Genomic DNA, 21481 nt, shown 5'->3' on the forward strand with positions numbered 1-21481 from the left:
TTAACCTCTATTCATAAATTCTATTGGATTATCTTCCAGCATTTTATTAATAAACGATTCTGAAACACCTGTTTCTAATGCCAATGGCACAAATGTATCTAACAAGTAAGAATAGCCAATGCCACCCATATACTCTAAATTTGACTTTCTTGTTATATCCATTGAAAGAAATACTTTATCAGTAAAGCCTCTTTTTTCAATTTCTAGTAACATTTCAGTTCTCAATTTGTCTGGTTGATAATTTTCTTTACCAATTGTGTCAAACTCAACATAGACACCTTGATCCAGCATATGTAGAATATAGTCAATATCACCTGTTAAATCTACATGTCCAATAACTACTTTTGACAACTCAACCTGATGATTTTTGAAAAACTCAACCTGCTCATGTCCATAAGTTCCAAGAGTCGTGTGAGTAGTAATTGGTACCCCAGTTTCTTTATGAGCTAACACGGATGCTGAAAACACCTTACGTTCATTTTCAGTCATGACGTTCTTACTTGTCCCAATTTCACCAATAATTTGAGCTCTAATATTTGTATCAGCAATTCCACAATTAATTTCTTTTACCATAAAATCAGAAAGGTCTTTAATGGAATAATCAGTTACAAAATCTGGTAAAAACTTATCTTGATAAAAACCTGTTGCTTGAACGATATTCATACCAGTTTCTTTTGCTACTCGTTCTACATATTGAGGATTTCTTCTCATATCCATATTGGTAACATCAACAATATTACGTACACCTTTAGAATACAATTTTTTGTATTCTTTTACAGTTTCTTCATAACAATTTAAATTAGTATCATCAATATTTTTTAATCGAGATAAATCGATAGTGGTATGTTCATGCATGTATGTTATGCCTTTTTTTAGTACCATGTAATTACACTCCTTATCCACCAACTACTGGGGTAAATAAACCAATCAAGTTTAATATATTTACAATAATACCCAAAGTAATTGCAGCAATAGGTCCCACTGCTAAATCAACAACTGGTTTTTTAGCTTTTCTATTTAGCAACAGTAACCCAATAACCCAGAAATAACCAATTCCCGGTGCAATCGACTCTGAAGCCATTGCGCCACCAATTAATAAAGCAACTTCTAAAACTTTATTCATAGAGGTTCTTATATGTTCTCCCATTTCTCTAATACCTGGGAATTTATCCAATGCTTTTGCCATCAATGATAACAGTTGAACTTCAATAAACATTGCTAACGCACCCACTATAAAGGCTAAAATCGGATTATCTTTTAATAAAATACCAATTACAAAAACAAACGTTGTACCAGCTGGGCTATACACACCTGTAACAATAGCTGTTGAAAATACTAAAGGAATAAATCCAATTCCACGAGCAAAAGCCGCTAATGCAGCCTCACTGTATTTACCTTCAGATAACAAGTTAAGAGAAATAGGATCCCCTGCAATAATTAATAGACTAGATGCTGCCGAAACCAGTCCACCCATCAATGATAACCAAATCCAATTACGTTTAATTCTATTAACACGTTCTAAGAATACACTTACTAAACTTTCATTTGAATTACTACCATCACCTTTTACTTTAATAGCATAGTAGATCATGAAAATCATTCCAACGAGTAATGACATTCCTTCTGCACTTAAAGTTAAAGACGCACCATTTGCAAGATTAAATGTACCATATTGCTTAACAGCAAATAATGTTAACAATGTGGCAATAAATGAAATTGCACCTTTCTTAAAGCCGTGTTGACTAGCTACCGCTACCGCTGGAAAAATACTAAAAGAAATGACTACTGGTGATCCAACTTGAGATAATGAATCAATAAAGTTTACTGGCATTTTAGCAAATAAATCAACAACTGCTTGTAAACCAAGTACTAAAGCTACACCATAGATAGCACCTACAATCCCCGATATCACTAATCCCTTTTTACCTTCTGGAGCCCATGAACCAATAATATCCGTCATCAACAAGACACTATGAACTAATAGGATTGAAGCACCAATTGAAACAGGAATACCAAAACCAATTACTAAACCAAAACTTAGTGCAAAACTTGTTGCTGCTAATTCTTTCTTACCAATCTTTTTTTCTAAAAATTCAGGAACAATCGGTCTTAAGCCATCATTAAAAACGGCAATACCCTTGTTCGCTAATATCGAACTCATACCACCTAAGAGTGCAATGGCGATTAACTCAATAATTTTCGTAGACGTCATTTGTTTCACCTATTCCTTATTTTTATTTACCAAGCTCATCAATAATGATTGGTATAACGATATCTTTATGTTGCGCAGTAAAACCAAATGCTCTTTTTCCAGATTTGATTTGAGCTCTAATATCATCTTCAGACATCACATTTCCTGGCATTGAAACAGTTACACAATTATCATGTCCTAGCAATGCTAACGCCATGGCTAAGGCACCACCACCACCTGTATTACAAGCACCTAAATAATAGTCAGCTTGACCATTTTTTACTGCCATGGCCGCGTCAAGATCACTTTTAACTTCGATTTCAAATCTTCCTTCAGAATATTTTTCAACAAGATTTTTTACCTCTTCTTTATCGATTTGACCACCAATTACAATTTTCTTCATAAATAATCCCTCTTTCTTAATATACATTTTTTTGTACATTGATGTTTGAAATAACATCATTACACGTTCATTATATCAATATTTTATTTTTTTGCAAGCCTTTTCAAAAGAAACTATTGTAATAATAAATAATTTACTAATAGTAGAATTAACCTATAATTTTTATTGTAGCATTAATCTAAAACGTAACTAATTACAATTAATCAATAATAAATAGCCAATAACATTGAAGTAATAATGTTTTTGGCTATAGTAAAATTAAACCATACTGTCTTTCATTGAAGTATTAGTAAAGATGTTATTTGAAATAATAAGATTAATATGTCTATTAAAATCAAATTCATATGAAGATTATATAATTTATATATTTTAATCAACTTTTTCCATTAATTTTAAAACTATCTCGCCTATCACTTGAGATATTAATAAAAGACTACCTTCATCAATATTAAATTTGGGATGATGGTGAGGATAGCCAATTTCATTTTCTGGCTTGGCTCCAACTAGCAAGAAACAACTCGGGGCAATTGTTCGATAGTAACAAAAATCTTCCGAAGCAGTAACTCTATAATCAGTCAATATATTAATGTGATTTGATATATTAATGTCTCTTATTATGTTAGTGACATCACTCATTTTTATTGGATCGTTATATACCTCTTCATAATCATGATTATAATCAAGTTCAAATTCAATATCAAACATTATCGAAATACCTTTTAATATTCGAACAAATTCTTCTTTAATTTTTTTGCTTGTAGCGCTATTAAAAGTTCGAATATCACCACAAATTTTGACAGTTTCTTGAATCACATTAAAACTTCCAGAGCCTTCTACACTTCCAATTGTTAATGTTGCAGGTTCCAAAGGGTCAACTCTTCTACTAATAATTGATTGAACAGCTGTCTGAAAAAAAGCAACTGCCAAATTAGTATCTTTTGCTAAATGAGGAGCACTTCCATGACCTCCGCACCCTTTAAAGAGAACACTAAAATGATCACGTCTAGTCATTATACTACCTGGAGTACATGAAATAGTGCCTAATGGTAATAAACTCCACAAATGTGCTCCAATAAAAAAATCCACATCGTCAACTAGCCCTGAATTAATAATTGATTGTGCACCGCCCGGTGGTATTTCTTCAGCTGCTTGATGAATAATTTTAATTGTTCCATTCCACTTATCTTTATAAGTAATTAGTGCTTCTGCTAGCACCATTAAGTACGCGGTATGGCCATCATGACCACACGCATGCATTACTCCATTATTTTTTGATGAAAAGGATAATCCTGTTTCTTCTAGTATAGCTAGCGCATCAAAATCTGCTCTAATTCCAATAACATTTCCTGGTTTTTGTCCATTTATTGTTACTACAATCCCGTTACTATTCGGATCCTTTTCAACTAAACAATCTTTGGTCGAATAATAATCATAAATATAATTAGATGTTTGAAATTCATTAAATGATAGTTCTGGATTTTCATGTAAATAGCGTCTAATAGAAATCATTTTTTTCTCATTATCTTCAAGAAATTTATTAATGTAGTTATTCATACAGCCTCCTACTTTCTGTATTACAAACCATTATTTTTAATTACATCTTGGTACCAATAAAAAGATTTTTTTCTAAATCTATCCAGTGTTCCTTTTCCTTCATTATCTTTATCTACATAAATAAAGCCATATCTTTTTTCCATTTCACCTGTTGATGCACTAACAAGATCTATGCAACCCCAAGACGTAAAGGCAATTAAATCTACTCCATCTTGAATAGCTTCCCACATAGCGTTTATATGATCATTTAAATAAGAAATTCGGTAATCATCTTGAACCGTTCCGTTAATAAATTCATCTTTAGCTCCTAGTCCATTTTCAACCACCATTATTGGAATTTGATAACGACTATAAATATTATTCAATGAATATCGTAAACCTAGTGGATCTATTTCCCATCCCCATTCACTAGCTTCTAAATAAGGGTTTTTTATTCCCCCAACAATGTTTCCATAAACTGTTTCTAACCCTTCATCTTTAGAAGAAACAGTAGTTGGCTGATAATAAGACATTGAATAGAAGTCAACCGTCCCTCTTTTTATTATTTTTAAATCTTCAGGCTCCATATTAATAGTTATATTATTATCCTTCCAATAACGTTTGGCATAATATGGATATTCTCCTCTTACCTGAACATCTGAACAATAAAAATTTCCCATTTGATCTTCTTGTTGTGCTAAAAATACATCCTGAGGATCACACGTATATGGATAATTACAATGATAAGTTATCATACAACCAAATTGAAATTTATTATTTATTTCTTTTCCTAGTTCAACTACCCTAGCACTTGCAACAAATTGATGGTGTAAAGCTTGAAATCTTAACTGTCTACTATCTACCTCTGTATTATTAAAAACTCCGGTATCATCTACTAACATTCCCGCTTCTAAATAAGCACCTATAGGTCTCATTAAGGCATTAATTTCATTAAAAGTAATCCAATAGCGAACATCATTTTTATAACGTTCCATAATAGTCGTAGCAAACCTCATATAACTATCTATCATTCTTCTACTTTCCCATGAATTAAATTCTTTGGTACACTCATATGGTGGTTCATAATGCGAGATAGTCACTAGAGGCTCTATATTATATTTTTTTAATTCTGCTATCACTTTATCATAAAATTTTAAACCTTCTTCATTTGGTTTCTCTTCAAGTCCCGTAGGAAAAATCCGACTCCAAGCGATTGAAAATCGAAATGTTTTGAAGCCCATTTCAGCAAATAAAGCTATATCTTCTTTATATCTATGATAAAAATCTACTGCTTCATGACTAGGATAATTGACATTATTCTCAACTTTTTTAGTAATCCTTCTCGGGCAATCAACTGTCCCTGCTGTTAACAAATCAGATGTAGCCAATCCTTTACCATCAACATTATAGGCACCTTCATATTGATTAGCTGCCGTTGCGCCACCCCATAAAAAACTATCTGGAAATTTTTTAATCATATTAACACTCCTATTTTATAATTGTTAAAAGCTTTTCTTTTGGATAAACGTAAGTTTCCTTGGTTTCAATTACATCAAGGTATTTATCAGAATTAAGAACTATGACTGGTGTAGTTAGGCTATAACCTAAACTTTCAATCTTTTCTTTATCAATTGTTACTAGTAGATCTCCGACTTTTATATTTTGATTTTTTTTAACCTTAACATCAAAATATTTTCCTTGTAGTTTTACTGTATCAATTCCAATATGAATCAAGAGCTCTACTCCATCATCTGTTAGAATTCCTATTGCATGTCCCGTTTCATATAACATAGAGACTTTACCCGATACAGGTGCGTAAAAATTATTATCATTAGGAACTATAGCAATGCCTTTACCCAACACTCCAGAAGCAAATGTTTGATCACCTGATTGTTCTAATGGTACAACAGTACCTTCTACAACACTATCAATTTCTTTTGTAGTAACTTCTGTATCTGTTTCATTGCCTTTCATATCAACTAACTCTTCTTGTCCATCTTCAAACCCTAAAATATAAGTAAGTACAAAAGATAGAACTAAAGCAATTGCCATAGTAATAAGAGCATTAATCAGATTTTTAGGGTCTTCTGTAATAAAGACTGGTAAAGTTGGGAACCCAGGAGAGCCAAAGCTAATTCTAACTACTCCCGTAATACCAGCATATAGACCAGCAACACCACCTGAAATCATTACAGCAATTAGTGGACGTTTTAGCGGCATTGTTACACCATATAAGGCTGGCTCTGTAATACCACACAAGGCAGTAATTCCAGATGATAAGGCAAGTTGTCTTCGCTCTTTATTCTTAGTCTTTAAAGCAACTGCTAATGAAGCCCCACCTTGTGAAATATTACTTGCTAACATAGCAGGTCCTGTGATTGTTTCATATCCTTTTGAAGCTAAAGATAATTGAACTAAAGGCGTTAAAGAAACATGCATACCTATCGAAACAAGCAATGGCATTGTTGCACCTAAAACAGTTGGAACCAACCATCCAGCATGTCCATCCAGGAAGTTAATCCCTCCTGACAAGATATTTCCTAACCAGGTTCCTATTGGCCCAATGACAATAAGAGAAACTGGAGCAGTAATTAATAATACTAATAGCGGTTTAAGTAACGCTTTAATAATATTAGGACTAACTTTCTCTGCAAATCTCTCAACATATGACATAAACCAAACACAAAGAATAATTGGTACGGCTGTAGAAGCATAGTTTACCAGTGTAATTGGCATACTAAAGAAATGAGTAGGTGTTTGTTCCGTCACTAAAGCTGTAAAATTGGGATGTAGTAATACCCCAGCAATAGCAAGAGCAAAGTATTGATTAGTCCTAAATCTTTTAGCAGCTGAAACCGCTAACAACATTGGCATAAAATAATAAACTGAATCTGAAATCAAATTCAATATATAGTAGTTTTGAGTTTCTTTAGACATACCTGCTAATACCATTACAGCTAGAACAGCTTTTACCATACCAGCTCCGGCTAAAGCTGGAACTAATGGAGCAAAAATTCCAATTAAAGCGTCTAACATTTTCGCAAAAATATTTTTTTCTTCATTTTGTTTTGACGAATTTTTAGATTCACCATCATTTATTCCTGAATATTGCTTGGTTATTTCTCTTAATATTTCTTCTACTTTTGGTCCTATAATTACTTGAGACTCTTCATTTGCTTGAACAACACCTACTATTCCTTTAACATTATGTAATTCTTCAATATTAAACTTACTTTTATCTTTTAATATAAATCTCAATCTAGTTGCACAATTATATACACTAGAAACATTTTCTTCCCCACCAACATTAACAATTATTTTTTTTGCTAGTTCTTCATTCGTCATATTCATTACTCCTTATCTAATATTCTTTGAACATGCAGTGTTAAATATATTTTTTCATCTTGATTTGCTTTATATGAATATTCCTCTTCTATAAATTTGGATATTTTTTCTACACAAGAGTATGCTTCTTTGTATTTTTCTTGAATTACTTCTGCCAAATCATTAAATTTTTCAGTTGATTCTTCACTATTCATTACTCGGATTGTAAAAAATTTCAGGTGTGTAATAAATCTTTGATAATATATTGAATTTTCATCATAGTTTAATTCAAAATGGTATTTGATAATATTTAATATTGCATTCATCAGCCTCGTGGATTTATGAACATTATAAAAATCCAAACTTGTAGTTGCTGTAATTATATGCCAAGTAATAAAACCTGCTTCATCTTCATTAAAATCACATTCTAGAGTAGCATTAACTAAATCTAAAATATCCAATGCAATACTAAACTCTTTTTGATAAAAATTTTTAATTTCGAATAACATCGGATTGTCGATCAATAGATTAATTTCTTTCCTTTTAAGTAACATTGTTAAATGGTCTGATAATGTCACATATAATGTATCACTAACTTCAAGTCCATAACTACCTCTTAATAACGAGACTATATTATCAACCAAATCAAATATTTCTAATGGAACGTCTACCAAGATATGTTGTAGTTTGTTTCTGATTTCATCATTATCAATAGTAAATTTTTTTTCTGCTTTTTCGATATCAACAGGATCTCCAACTTTTCTCTCCCAACCAATTCCAACTCCTGTATAAATCACCTCATTTCCTAATTCATCAATAGTTACAACCGCATTATTATTTAGCTTCTTTTTGATTCTCATGATAACCTCCTTTCAAAAAAAAGAGACCTATCTAGAAAAAAGCACACAAAGAAATCTTGTGTTGCTCTTATCTAAATAGGTCCAGCTTGCATTTGCAATTACTATCCTACAAAAAGATAATGATATTTAATATTTATTATTTATATAAATCATTATAACGGGTATTTTTAAGAAAGTAAACAGATTGTTTAAAAACTAATGGGTTATTTGATCTGAAGATTCGATTGTTAAATTAGAAATTGTGTGAGTAATAATCGATTTTTAATCTATAATAAATAAACTCTTACACCCTTAGAATTTATAATACTAGCTATTAATGGACACACCCTATATTAAAAATATATAACTCAAATGTATCAAAGGGCGTATCCAAAGTAATTTTAGGCAAAAAAAATAAGCTATAAATTCTGATTTAACAACGTTTATAGCTTATTTAGAAATTAACCTACACTACCTTCCATCTCATATGAGATCAATCGATTTAATTCCACCGCATATTCCATCGGTAATTCTTTGGTGAATGGTTCAACGAATCCCATGACAATCATCTCGGTTGCTTGTTCTTCTGATAAACCTCGGCTCATCAAGTAGTACAATTGTTCTTCAGAGATTTTTGAGACTTTCGCTTCATGTTCTAAAGCGACTTGGCTGTTATGAATTTCATTAAATGGAATCGTATCTGATTTCGATAAGTTATCCATGATAATCGTATCACATTCGATATGTGAGATTGATCCTTGGCTTTCTTTACCAAATGTTACTTGTCCACGGTAGTTTACTTCCCCACCGCCACGTGCGATTGATTTAGAAACAATCGAACTAGACGTATTTGGTGCGTTATGAATCATTTTAGCACCAGTATCTTGGATTTGTCCTTTATTCGCAAAGGCCACTGTTAACATCGTACCACGAGCCCCACGGCCATTAAGTTGAACACTTGGGTATTTCATTGTTGTTTTGGCACCAATGTTACCATCAATCCATTCAACTGTTGCGTTTTCCATTGCACGCGCACGTTTTGTAACTAAGTTGTAGACGTTATCTGACCAGTTTTGAATCGTTGTGTAACGACAATAAGCGTCTTTCAACGTAAAGATTTCAACAATCGCCGCATGTAAACTATTCGTTGAATAGGTAGGTGCCGTACAGCCTTCTACATAATGCACACTTGCGCCCTCATCAACGATAATTAATGTACGTTCAAATTGTCCCATGTTTTCGTCGTTAATACGGAAGTAAGTTTGTAATGGTACTTCCACTTTAACGCCTTTAGGTACATAGATAAAGGTTCCACCTGACCATACAGCTGAATTAAGTGCTGCTAGTTTATTATCCGTTGGCGGAACTAATTTTGAGAAGTATTCTTTGAATAAATCTGGATATTCTTTTAACGCTGAATCTGTGTCTGTAAATACTACACCCATCTTCTCAAATTCTTCTTTCATATTGTGGTATACCACTTCTGATTCATACTGCGCTGAAGCACCTGACAAATACTTTTGTTCAGCTTCTGGAATCCCTAAACGCTCGAAGGTTTCTTTTATTTTTTCTGGAACATCTTCCCAATCACGCGCTGGATTGTTACTTGATTTTTTGTAATAGGTAATCGCATCAAAGTCGATATCTGATAAATCAGGTCCCCACTCTTGCATCGCCATGTTATTAAATGCTTCTAATGAACGTAAACGGAAATCAAGCATCCATTCTGGCTCATTTTTAACACGTGAAATTTCACGTACAATTTCTTCACTTAGTCCTTTACCTGTTGTATAGACAGGTTTGACATCATCACGAAAACCAAATTGGTAATCGCCAACTACAGGTACATCCGTCATTGTCTTCACTCCTTCTCTTCGCAATGTGATTGTTCAGCAGTTGTTGCGGCTTCTTTTTCAATAATGCCTCGCTCTAACGCTTTCCAAGCCAACGTTGCGCATTTAATACGCGCTGGGAATTTTGAGACACCTTTTAATAGACTGGCGTCGCCTAATGCTTGAATATTAGCTACTTCTTTACCTTGGACTAATTCAGAGAAATCCTCGGCTAATGCCATGGCTTCTTTTTCTGTTTTGCCAATAACTACTTCTGTCATCATACTGGCACTTGCCATTGAAATTGAACAGCCACTTCCGGCAAAACGCGCATCAACGACACGATCCTCTTCAATTTTTAATTGCAAGGTGATCACATCGCCGCATGTTGGATTATTTAACTCCAACTGATGCGTCATATCTTCAGATAACCCGTAATGTCGCGGACTATTTGAGTGGTCCAAAACAACTTGTCGATATAGCATGTCTAATCTAGATAATCCCATGGTTGAAAAACTCCTTTGTAGCAATCACTGCGTCTATAAATTTATCTGCTTCTTCTAATGTATTGTAAAAATAAAAACTGGCACGAGCGGTCGCCTTAACCTCTAAATAGCTCAATAAAGGTTGCGCGCAATGATGCCCTGCTCGAACCGCTACTCCCTGCATATCCATCGCAGTCGCTACGTCATGAGGGTGAACGCCGTCAATATTGAATGATAAGACAGCACTATGATTAGCGGTCGTTGAAGGGCCGTAAACACTCACCCCTTCAATTGCTTGAAGCTTAGGCAAGACGTATTCAACAATAGCTTGTTCATAAGCATGAATTTGGCTCATGTCTAATGCTGTCAAATAATCGATAGCAGCTCCCAATCCTATCGCACCTGCGATATTAGGTGTGCCTGCCTCAAATTTGTAAGGTAATTCAGCCCACGTGCTATCTTGTTCGTACACAAAATCAATCATCTCGCCACCAAACTCAATCGGTTCGATTTTTTCTAACCAATGTTGTTTGCCATATAAGACACCGATTCCTGTCGGTCCACACATTTTATGCCCACTAAAGGCATAAAAATCTACGTCTAATTCTTGGACATTAACAGGCATGTGGGGAACAGCTTGAGCGCCATCAACTACCATAATAGCCTCCACTTCATGTGCTAGTTGAACAAGTTCTTTGATAGGCGTTGTTACACCTAACACATTAGAGACATGTGCCAGTGAAACAATTTTTGTTTTATTGGTGATTTTTTCACGCGCATCGTTCATATCAAGTTCTCCTTCAGAGGTTAACGCGATATATTTAAGAATGGCGCCTTTACGTTTTGCCAATTGTTGCCACGGCACGATATTCGAGTGATGTTCCATATAAGAAATCACAATTTCATCGCCTGCTTCAACAAATTGATCACCAAAACTTCTTGCAACCCAGTTTAGACTAGTTGTTGTGCCTCGTGTAAAAAGAATTTCTTTTGTAGAATGGGCCTGGATAAACTGGCGGACTTTCTCACGTGCCCCTTCATATGCAGAAGTTGCACGCTCACCTAACGTATGAACCCCACGATGAACGTTGGCATTATCTTGTTGATAGTACTGATTTAACGCTTCTAACACTTGCTTAGGTTTTTGAGTGGTTGCTGCATTATCAAGATAAATCAATGGTTCATCATTCACTTCTTGAAATAGAATAGGAAAATCTTCGCGCAATTTATCAATAGCTTTCATTCTACATTAACTTCCTTTCAATCACGTCAGCTAGTTCATCACGTACATCTTTGACAGGAATTTCGGTTAATACACTGCCTAAGAAACCACGAATGACTAAACGTTCTGCTTCCATTTTTTCTAAACCACGACTCATTAAGTAGTACATCTCTTCAGGATCTACGCGACCAACACTGGCTGCATGTCCTGCGGTTACTTCGTTCTCATCAATTAAAAGAATTGGGTTAGCATCACCACGTGCTTTGTCTGATAACATCATCACACGACTTTCTTGTTGTGCATCAGCGCCCACTGCTCCTTTAATAATATGACCAATTCCGTTAAAAGTTAATGTCCCACGTTCACGAATGACACCATGTTGTAAAATATGTCCAACTGAATGTGGCGCATAGTTAGTCACGCGTGTGTCAATTCCTTGAATTTGGCGCCCAGCACTCAACGCGACCACTTTTACTTCAGAATGTGCCCCTTGTCCAACTAAATCTGAATCAAAGTCTGCGACCACATTACCATCATTTAGGACCCCAATCGCCCAGTCAACTGACGCATCACGCATGATATGTGCACGACGATTCATATACGTATTAGTTGATTCGCCTAATTGATCAATCGCTGAGAATTTCACTTGTGCCCCTTGCTTAGCTACTACTTCTACAACAATGTTACCGATAGCTTTAGCACTACCTTCACCAATTGTTTCGTAACGTTCTAGGTAAGTCACTTGGCTATTCTCATCAGCTAAAACTAACACATGATGCGTGAAGTTAGCGATTGAATCAGCGAACTGATAGAAGACTGCTTCAACAGGCTCTTCAATTGCTACATTACGAGGAACATATAAGAACATCCCACTATTCATGAACGCAGCGTGAAACGCTGTTAATTGATCTTCGTCATATTTAACGGCTAATGTCATATACGCTTCTTTAACTAAATCAGCATGTTCGTTCATTGCTGTAAAGATATCTGTAAAGATAACCCCTTTGGCCGATAACTCTTCTGGTAAATGAGCCATTAATGTTTGATTATACGCTTGTACTAATGTTGGGTTTGTTTTTTCATCTACTACGATTTCTGTTTCATCTGTAGAATCCGTTGGTTCCCAGCCACGCATGTCTGTTAAGTCCCAACGATGCATTTTGACACGTTCAATTACAGGTAAAGCTAATTCATCGATTTTATCCAAAGCGACTAAACGGTGATTTAACATCCATTCAGGTTCACCTTGCTTAACTGAGAATGCTTTGACCTGATCAAGATACGTTTGTTTGATAGTATCTGTCATTTTTGTCACTCCTTATTCTTCAGTTAATTCGATTCCTAATTCAGCGCTAATACCTGCATAACCTTCTGCTTCTAAACGACGTGCTAAATCAGCATCGCCTGTTTTAACGACACGTCCATCCATCATGATGTGAACCACGTCTGGTGTAATGTAGTTTAATAAGCGTTGGTAATGGGTAATAATTAACGCACCAAAGTTTTCTCCACGCATTTCGTTAATCCCTTTTGATACCACTTTAAGCGCATCAATATCTAAACCTGAGTCAATTTCATCCAAAATAGCGAATGTTGGCTCTAACATTAATAATTGTAAAATTTCGTTACGTTTTTTCTCGCCACCTGAGAATCCTTCATTTAAATAACGTTCTGCCATTTCTTCAGACATGTCTAATAATGCCATTTTTTCATCTAATTTTGTGATGAAATCCATAACAGAAATTTTATCTTCATCTTCTTTACCTGAGTTCATTGCCGCACGCATGAATTCTGCGTTTGTGATACCAGGAATTTCACTTGGGTATTGCATTGCTAAAAAGACACCAGCACGTGCACGTTCATCAACTTCTAACTCTAATAGGTTAACTCCGTCTAATAAGACTTCCCCTTGGGTTACTTCATAGTTTGGGTGCCCCATAATAGCGGCTGATAATGTTGATTTACCCGTTCCGTTAGGTCCCATGATAGCGTGAATTTCATTTGTGTTAATAACTAAGTTAACACCTTTTAATATTTCTTTATCTTCTATGCTAACATGCAAATCTTTTATTTCTAAAACTGCCATGTATTATTTCCCTCCATTGTCACTATATTTTATCATTGTGATACAACTAATTGTATCTTAATTGAAAATGAAATTCAATGATTGAACGCTCAAAACATTGTAATTTTAAGGCTTTCGCCTAAAAACAGGGGTGTTTCTAGATAATAATCATTATAAACTGTTGATAGACATGAAAGTGCTTTAGTTTTTAATTTTTACAAAATAAAAAAAGACATATGGACCATTGCCATACATCTTTGTTCTTAAATAGTTATTCTTCTTAATTAAATATGTTATTAATCAAATAATTTAGACCAGTCATTATGCAAGCTTGAAACGCCACGTGAGTGTTTTTCAGTCGCACGGTTACAGTATTCTTTATCATTGACTTTTTTATTGAATTGATAGATTTTATAGCGTTCCACAATGCTTAGGTACTTAGAGTTTTTTTGGATAATACCGAGTACCGTACTTTTTCTCTTTAACACTGCTTTCCCTTCCTTTTCCTTCAAATAAACAACCGAGGATTATTATAATTCATAACAAACATTTTGTCATTAGTTTCTAGATTTTTAGATGATTTTCTACTAATTTTTTACCGATTTCTTACCATTTTTTAACAATAAAAAAACCTATGTTCTGTCATTTGACTAGAAACATAGGTCGTTTTACTATTTCTTTAAATATATTGTTGTAATTTTTCTCCATCATAAGCCAAGTCTATCATACCGCCACCTAAACATTCTTCGCCATCATAAAAGACAACTGCTTGTCCTGGTGTAATGGCACGTACTGGCTCATCAAACATCACACGTGCTTTGGTTGGGTTTTGGTCATCTAGTTGCACCGTCACACCGATATCTTGTTGACGATAGCGGAACTTAGCTGTACATTTGAATTCTTTTTGCGTCCAATTATCTTGAGTAAAATGAATCTCACTGGCATCTAAATGGGTTGAATACAGCGTCGGGTGATGGAATCCTTGTCCAACGATTAACGTATTCGTTGCTAATTCTTTGCCAATAGCGAACCATGGTTCATTTGAGGCACCACCACCGCCAATACCAAGTCCTTGACGTTGACCGATTGTGTAGTACATTAGGCCAGCATGTTGCCCTTTCACTTCACCATCTTCTGTCACCATATTACCTGGAGTTGCTGGTAAATAGTTACTTAAGAACTCTTTAAAGTTTTTCTCACCGATAAAGCATACTCCCGTTGAATCTTTTTTCTTAGCCGTTGCTAGCCCTGCACGTTCAGCTATTTCACGTACTTCTGGCTTTTGTAAATGACCTAATGGAAACATGGTTTTGCTTAATTGTTCTTGAGAAAGTTGGCTCAAGAAATATGTTTGGTCTTTATTATTGTCAACGCCACGTAACATGTGTGACACGCCATTTTCATCGCGAACAACACGTGCGTAGTGACCTGTTGCCACGTAATCAGCCCCTAATTCCATCGCATAGTCTAAAAAGGCTTTAAATTTAATTTCTTTGTTACACATCACATCAGGATTTGGCGTACGTCCAGCACGATATTCAGCCAAGAAGTATTCAAACACACGATCCCAATATTCTTTTTCAAAGTTTACTGAATAATAAGGAATCCCAATTTGGTTGGCAACTTTTGCCACATCCTTATAATCCTCAGTTGCGGTACACACACCGTTTTCGTCAGTGTCGTCCCAGTTTTTCATAAAAATCCCTACTACGTCATATCCTTGTTCTTTTAATAGTAGAGCCGTAACGGAAGAATCCACTCCGCCACTCATGCCGACAACGACACGAATCTTGCTGTTGTCTGTCATGTTTATCACCATCATTTCTTCTAGATTCTGAAACTATCTGATTTGAAGGTCGGAAATTTCAGTCAACCCATTATATACTGTTTGCTGAAAAAATGCACGTTTTGATTGTTAATAAAATAAAAACCCACGAAGAATAGATCTTCATGGGCTACCAATTATTCCACTACTTCAAAGCAGTCTCTATTTACCATCTCATTTAGCATATATTCTAAATTTTGACGTAATTCAGCGTGTTCTTCTTTTTCAAAAATATTAATTTGTTTTAAACCATTTGGTGTGGTCACACTCATTTTAAATGTGGCTAAATCTTTAGCAACCGTTATTTTAAAACGAGGGCCAGTTTTGCTCACGGTCATATCTAAGGCGCGATCAAATTGTAAATTACCTTGTTTAGTTTCTGTAAAACCTAAATCTTTAAACGTATATCGTTTCGCTTGGGGGCTCATTTTGTATTGAACAGGTGAACCTAATACTGCTGTTGTTTGCTCAAATGCCATGTTCGTCACTCCTCAACTCTTTTTATATTTCTATTATAGACAATTTATCTGTGTAACTTTTAGGTATATTATATAGTAGAAACTAGTATAAACTAGCGTTGATTTATCAACATTTAGCAAAATTAGTTATAAACTAAAATAAACTATCCGTATTCAAAACCGTATTCATTATCGTATTCAAAAACTTATTTAGACCTGAGCAAGATTAACCGTCAGAGATGGCGGTTTATTTTATTCCCATTCTATGCTTATTACTTTAGATCGTTTCATCAAAGTATATTTAGCCTTCTTATTGGAATGTAAGGTAGCAGGTTTAAATATACCATCTTCTTTCGCTCTCTTAAGACCTAGAACTATTTCTTCTTTTGTTCCCATTCTTGTAAATACACAATCCAATTTCATAGGGTTAGGGTTAGCATGGTCCATAGGTATACAAACTTTTACACTTTGGTCTAAAAACACTTCATACAAGAACGAATATAACATGATTCGATTCTTAATATCTTGTGGCCCAAAATTATGATGCTTCATTATGCTTGACGAGGTCATTTTATATCTTCTAATTTCATCTAGTATCTTTGTACCGCTTTTATTCTTACTAACATAGTGCAACCCTAATAAATGTGGTAATCCATCTATAAAAAACGCAACCTTAAATTCTTTTAATTCAGAATAATTAGTCCTTATTAAGCAGGTTTTACCATGAAAATTACATTCGTAGTCTTGTAAAATGTCTATTAATCTAACATCTTTATAATCTGTTGGTAGTGATTCGATTACTATAACTTCTTTGTGGTTGGTAGGCAACGATTCCATTAGTCTCTCCCTAAAAAAAATACCCTTCTAAAAATAGAAGGGCAATTATTATCATACGTATGGTACGAACAGGATGCGTCTCCTGTTGGGACTTCCGAAAGGTTACTAGGCCTCCTTCAGGCAACTTGACGTACCAACTATCAAGTCTTCGATTAAATCGAACACACATATTAATTTAATAAATGTTGTGAGGTAAGTTTAACTTACCAAAAAGAAGAAGTTTGCTTCTTCAACAAAAATATACCATTTATTACAAAAATAGTCAATATACTAGTTTCGATTACTTTACATAATAACAACTCCAAAACCTACTATTTCATGCTTGTTATACCTCAATTGTACTCACTTTAACTTAATACACTTAGTAGATATTTTCTACCAAGTCAATCAGCTGTGTTTTTGCGCCCAGTCCATTTTTGGCTTCGGCTAACCAGTCCATTTTTGGCTTGGTTAAATCATTGCCACTTATGGCAACGGCTGTTTTCTCCACTTATGGCGAATAACAACTAAGTCGATTATTTCGACCTGCCTTCTGATATGTTTCTGCCACAACTGGCAGAATTTAATTTTCCCCACTTATGGGGAATACCTGCGTTACACATTACGCTATTCAGCTTATAACCTCATGCAAGGATTGTTTGCAACAGCTTGTTAACGTGTTAAAGGCTAAGAACAACTTTCGCAACCTTTTGCGAATCGTATTAATTGTACGAGTGGTATCTGATAAGAATAATGTTCGTATCAGCTTTAACATCCGAGTGGTATCTAATACGTATAATGTACGTTTCAGGTATCTATACAAAGATACAAATTGTAACCCTGTTATGTATCTGATAGGAATAATGTTCCTATTAGGTATCTGAGGTAATTAATTGTTCCATCAGGTCTTACCTGCATGTATTAGTAGTTCCATTCAGAAGGTTAGAAACATTGTTTCGCTCCTTAGCCTGTCCAAAACTAGACAACTTCACTTAGGACTGCGCATTTTTGCGCTATCATCGTTTCTTCAATTAGGACACGCCACTTTTGGCTTTTCCTATAACCCTGCGTAGTTTTCCGCAACCCCTATTTATAACAGCACCGAAAATTTCGGTATCCTCGTTTCATCAATTAGGATACATTACTTTTCACGCTATCCCTGTACTAAGCAATTCTTAGTCTAGGTTATGAACAGTGTTCACACCCCTAAATTAGATATGATCCCACACTTTTGTTTAGTCCTACTGTTTGCTATAATGCTCAGTTTAAAAAAGATTAGCCGTTATTTGTGTTTGCCATCTCCTGCACCTAAAGCAACTAATAGCAACTACTTTTTTAGGGTGTCCGATTTGTTAGATTAGAGATGCTATTTTTCTATGATTTAACATTACAGCCATCTCATAACTTCATAATTCACCTCAAAACAGGGACAGTTTGCTCAAACCCTCCACGCTTACTCTCCGTAAGACTCAACCCACTTTTTAGGGATAGTTTTGGAGGGTTTACCGCAAAACCCTATTCTTTTATATATTTTTATATTTATATTATTTACTTTAATCTTTATAAATAAGTATCCCTACTATCCCTAAGGTATTAGAAACCCAATAGTATCAACGGTTTATAACAGGGAGGGTTTGCGTTTAAACTCTCCACTAACCCTCCAACTGTCCCTAATTTAGTACATTAAGAATATTTTCAAACGGTTTGTTGATAGTTATACCTGAGTAAACCATTCGGCTGTAACCTTATATATCCATATCCCACTATTTAATTTCATGTTGAGCTTACCTTCCAAAAATGGTATACTATCAGTAACGAATCGAACAAATCCATATCTCTGTATCCTAAAGTTACAAAAAATAGGATATAGAGATTTTTTTTATATATTTAAGTATTCTCTATTTACTAGGTGTAACTTTGTAACTTTTGGTCTAAAACCCTTATGTATCAAGGGATACAGAGGTTACAAAACTGGTTACAAGATGGTTACAGTTACAGGATTTTTACCTTTTTATTTTCAATTTTGGTTATTTTCTGACTTTTGTAACCTTTTTTGTAACTTTTCAAAAACGCTGTATCCCTTGAGAGAGTAAGAGCCGACACAATGTGGTTATATGTCTATTAATTCTGTAACCATGTTTTGTAACCGATTAGAACGGCTAAACTGTTTATATTTTTTTTAGATTAAAATAATCAACTTCCAACAAATTCCACATTTTCATAAGATAGTTTGGCTAAACTGTCTGTGTGCCGTGACGCTTACTCTCTCTAAGCTTTGTGACACTTCCAAATTTGCATTTCAGACAGTTTTGCCAAAAACCCTATTCTTTTATATATTTTTATATTTATATTATTTACTTTACTTTTTATAAATAACTATCTTAACTATCTGAAATAAGAAAACTATAGTTATAGATATTGGTATAACAACGTTTTTCAATCAGACAGTTTGAGCGAAAACCCTCTTAAAACTGTCTGTAACTATCTGTAACTATCTGAATAATTGTTTAACCTAAAAAAGATTACTAGCATTTACTAGCCTAATAAATTAAAAGCATCTCTTTTTAAGGACGGAAAAAACGGAAATACACCTTTATTAACTACCTCAGAAAACCTTGGCATTTCTTGGCATACTAAATCAAAATAATATTCCGCCTTTTTCCACCATCTCAAAGTAGTAGTTTGTAGTATAGGTTAAATTACCTGTATTATTACATTTCTTTCTAGCCTGCCGATTTTTCGACCACCCCACAAAAAACACGCTCCGAAGAACGTGCTTAAAATTATGTTGATTGTAGATATAAGTCTGCTGTAGCACCGCTAACATTATTAATATCATCAACGAACGCTTGATAGTTGCGACCACCTAAGTTTAAGTTAATCACGCCACTTGTTTTTGATGTGCCTGTTAAGTTTTGCGGATTTGAAAAACTACCTTGAATGTTTTGCGCCATTCCGTTTACATTGTTCATAACATCATCAAAGCCGTTTGAGATACCTTTATCCAATCCATACATAATAGACATACCATTATCAATTAACAGTTTTTTATCGTACGATATAGGACCTTTATGTTCTGCTATCCAATCAGCAATACCACCGATGAAGTTTTGAACTTTCTCATATCCTGCTTTTAAACCTCTTAAGAAACCGTCTATAATCGCTCGTCCGGCTTCCATTAAGTCAATATCAGCCATCTTATCGAATAGCCCTACAATGCTATCAATCGTACTCGAGAACATATTTTTGATACCTGCCCAAATATTTTTAATAGCATTTCTAAAGTTCTCGTTTGTTTTCCATAAATAGATAACTCCTGCGGTTAATGCTCCGATAAGTGTGATTATCCAACCGACTGGACCCATAAAGCCTGTAATCATCGTAATTGTGGTTTTAAGACCTACTGTAGATAAGATGGTAAATGCTGTATTTAAACCTTTTACAAGTTTAGTTACTGTTCCTATCACGCTTAACGCTACGAAATAGCCTTTCATTGCTAGCAATCCGCTACTAACCATTACAATAAGCGGGGATAACTTAATGATCTTATCAGTAAAATCTTTTATCACATTAACAGCTAAAGGCACTTTATCAGCTACCTTACTAAAGAAACTATCTACCAATGGTTTCATTTTGTCTATGTATTGCGCTATGACGTTGATTTCATCCGTTCCACCTAATGACTCATTAATAGCGTTTAAAATGCCACCTATGCCCTTTGTTACCGATGTTCTGATATTTTTAAATGATGTTTCAATTCCTTTAGAATTTTTTCTTGCTAGTTCATCAAAACCACCCGTGCCATCATTCAGCATTACCATTGTATCTGCGAACTCTTGGGCGGTTACTTTACCTTGAGATAACGCTTCTTTTAATTGCGCTGTACCTTGTGCCCCATATCCCATTGCATCCGCTACTTTTGATATTAATAATGGTGAGGCATCCGCAATCGAATTAAATTCTTCTCCTTGAATTACGCCTTTACCTAATGATTGGGCAAACTGTGTTAATGCTCCGCTTGCTGATTGTGTACTTGCTCCACCAGCTAACATAGCATTATTAAAGGCTATTACGTAATCAGTTCCTTTATCCAAACTACCCGATGAAATTGAGAGTTTTTGGGCTCCCGATATAATCTCATCCATGGTAGTTGGTAACCCCTCAATCCCTTTATCTAGAGACTTCATAGACTTCTTAACATCATCCGCTGAATAACCTAAGCTTTTCATTACTGTAGGATATTTATTTAATGTATCAAATCGTTGGATTGCTCCGCCTACAGAACTTGTAACTAAGTTTATGCTTTTATCTAATACTTTAAATACTCCTGCGCCTTTCACAACATCCATAACCGATGTTCCAAACTTCTTGGTATTGCCTTGTAGTCCGCTCATTGATTGCTCAGCGGTGTTAAACGTCTTACTAAAACTTTTATCTGTTGCCGATAATATCGCTTCGACTGTGAAGCTTTCTGCCATTCTATACACC

18 protein-coding genes are annotated in these 21481 nt (G+C 34.7%); all 18 read right to left on the reverse strand.

Annotated elements, in window-relative coordinates:
• A complete protein-coding gene (locus E4Z98_RS05910) occupies positions 1–882 on the reverse strand; it encodes a phosphotriesterase family protein (protein WP_135253326.1) in 882 nt (293 codons plus the stop codon).
• A 13-nt stretch (positions 883–895) separates the two neighbouring features.
• Complete coding sequence (locus E4Z98_RS05915; RefSeq protein ID WP_135253327.1) at positions 896–2212, reverse strand: YhfT family protein; 1317 nt, start codon at positions 2210–2212, stop codon at positions 896–898.
• 22 nt (positions 2213–2234) lie between these two features.
• The gene (locus E4Z98_RS05920; RefSeq protein WP_135253328.1) at positions 2235–2594 is read right to left on the reverse strand and encodes a DUF2620 domain-containing protein; all 360 of its coding nucleotides are present in this window, start codon (positions 2592–2594) and stop codon (positions 2235–2237) included.
• A gap of 369 nt (positions 2595–2963) precedes the next feature.
• On the reverse strand, positions 2964–4148 hold the full coding sequence (locus E4Z98_RS05925; protein WP_135253329.1) for an amidohydrolase: 1185 nt from the start codon (positions 4146–4148) through the stop codon (positions 2964–2966).
• A 20-nt stretch (positions 4149–4168) separates the two neighbouring features.
• Positions 4169–5605, reverse strand: a complete 1437-nt coding sequence (locus E4Z98_RS05930; protein ID WP_135253330.1) for a glycoside hydrolase family 1 protein — start codon at positions 5603–5605, stop codon at positions 4169–4171.
• A gap of 10 nt (positions 5606–5615) precedes the next feature.
• Positions 5616–7478, reverse strand: a complete 1863-nt coding sequence (locus E4Z98_RS05935) for a beta-glucoside-specific PTS transporter subunit IIABC (RefSeq protein ID WP_241856674.1) — start codon at positions 7476–7478, stop codon at positions 5616–5618.
• Positions 7478–8311, reverse strand: a complete 834-nt coding sequence (locus E4Z98_RS05940) for a PRD domain-containing protein (protein ID WP_135253332.1) — start codon at positions 8309–8311, stop codon at positions 7478–7480. The genes E4Z98_RS05935 and E4Z98_RS05940 overlap by 1 nt, the downstream gene beginning before the upstream one ends.
• A 440-nt stretch (positions 8312–8751) precedes the next feature.
• A complete protein-coding gene (sufB, locus tag E4Z98_RS05945) occupies positions 8752–10146 on the reverse strand; it encodes a Fe-S cluster assembly protein SufB (RefSeq protein ID WP_135253333.1) in 1395 nt (464 codons plus the stop codon).
• A gap of 5 nt (positions 10147–10151) precedes the next feature.
• Positions 10152–10628: a Fe-S cluster assembly sulfur transfer protein SufU gene (sufU, locus tag E4Z98_RS05950; RefSeq protein WP_135253334.1), complete on the reverse strand. Its 477-nt coding sequence runs from the start codon at positions 10626–10628 to the stop codon at positions 10152–10154.
• Positions 10615–11850, reverse strand: coding sequence for a cysteine desulfurase (locus E4Z98_RS05955; protein ID WP_135253335.1), 1236 nt, complete (start codon positions 11848–11850; stop codon positions 10615–10617). Before E4Z98_RS05955 ends, sufU begins: the two co-directional genes overlap by 14 nt.
• 1 nt (position 11851) lies before the next feature.
• Positions 11852–13135, reverse strand: a complete 1284-nt coding sequence (gene sufD / locus E4Z98_RS05960; protein ID WP_135253336.1) for a Fe-S cluster assembly protein SufD — start codon at positions 13133–13135, stop codon at positions 11852–11854.
• Positions 13136–13147: 12 nt separating this feature from the next.
• Entirely contained in the window at positions 13148–13915 is a 768-nt protein-coding gene (sufC, locus tag E4Z98_RS05965; protein ID WP_135253337.1) for a Fe-S cluster assembly ATPase SufC, read from the reverse strand.
• Positions 13916–14190: 275 nt separating this feature from the next.
• The gene (locus tag E4Z98_RS05970) at positions 14191–14382 is read right to left on the reverse strand and encodes a hypothetical protein (RefSeq protein WP_135253338.1); all 192 of its coding nucleotides are present in this window, start codon (positions 14380–14382) and stop codon (positions 14191–14193) included.
• A gap of 191 nt (positions 14383–14573) precedes the next feature.
• The gene (mnmA, locus tag E4Z98_RS05975) at positions 14574–15701 is read right to left on the reverse strand and encodes a tRNA 2-thiouridine(34) synthase MnmA (RefSeq protein WP_135253339.1); all 1128 of its coding nucleotides are present in this window, start codon (positions 15699–15701) and stop codon (positions 14574–14576) included.
• A gap of 155 nt (positions 15702–15856) precedes the next feature.
• On the reverse strand, positions 15857–16198 hold the full coding sequence (locus tag E4Z98_RS05980) for a cysteine desulfurase (protein ID WP_135253340.1): 342 nt from the start codon (positions 16196–16198) through the stop codon (positions 15857–15859).
• A gap of 231 nt (positions 16199–16429) precedes the next feature.
• Entirely contained in the window at positions 16430–17014 is a 585-nt protein-coding gene (locus E4Z98_RS05985) for a PBECR4 domain-containing protein (RefSeq protein ID WP_135253341.1), read from the reverse strand.
• A 361-nt stretch (positions 17015–17375) separates the two neighbouring features.
• The gene (locus E4Z98_RS10255) at positions 17376–17504 is read right to left on the reverse strand and encodes a hypothetical protein (RefSeq protein WP_280529203.1); all 129 of its coding nucleotides are present in this window, start codon (positions 17502–17504) and stop codon (positions 17376–17378) included.
• A gap of 2272 nt (positions 17505–19776) precedes the next feature.
• The gene (locus E4Z98_RS05990) at positions 19777–21471 is read right to left on the reverse strand and encodes a tape measure protein (protein WP_135253342.1); all 1695 of its coding nucleotides are present in this window, start codon (positions 21469–21471) and stop codon (positions 19777–19779) included.
• Positions 21472–21481 lie beyond the last annotated feature (10 nt).

Origin of the sequence: Vagococcus xieshaowenii, from assembly GCF_004792515.1 — a bacterium.
Lineage (GTDB): Bacteria > Bacillota > Bacilli > Lactobacillales > Vagococcaceae > Vagococcus_A > Vagococcus_A xieshaowenii.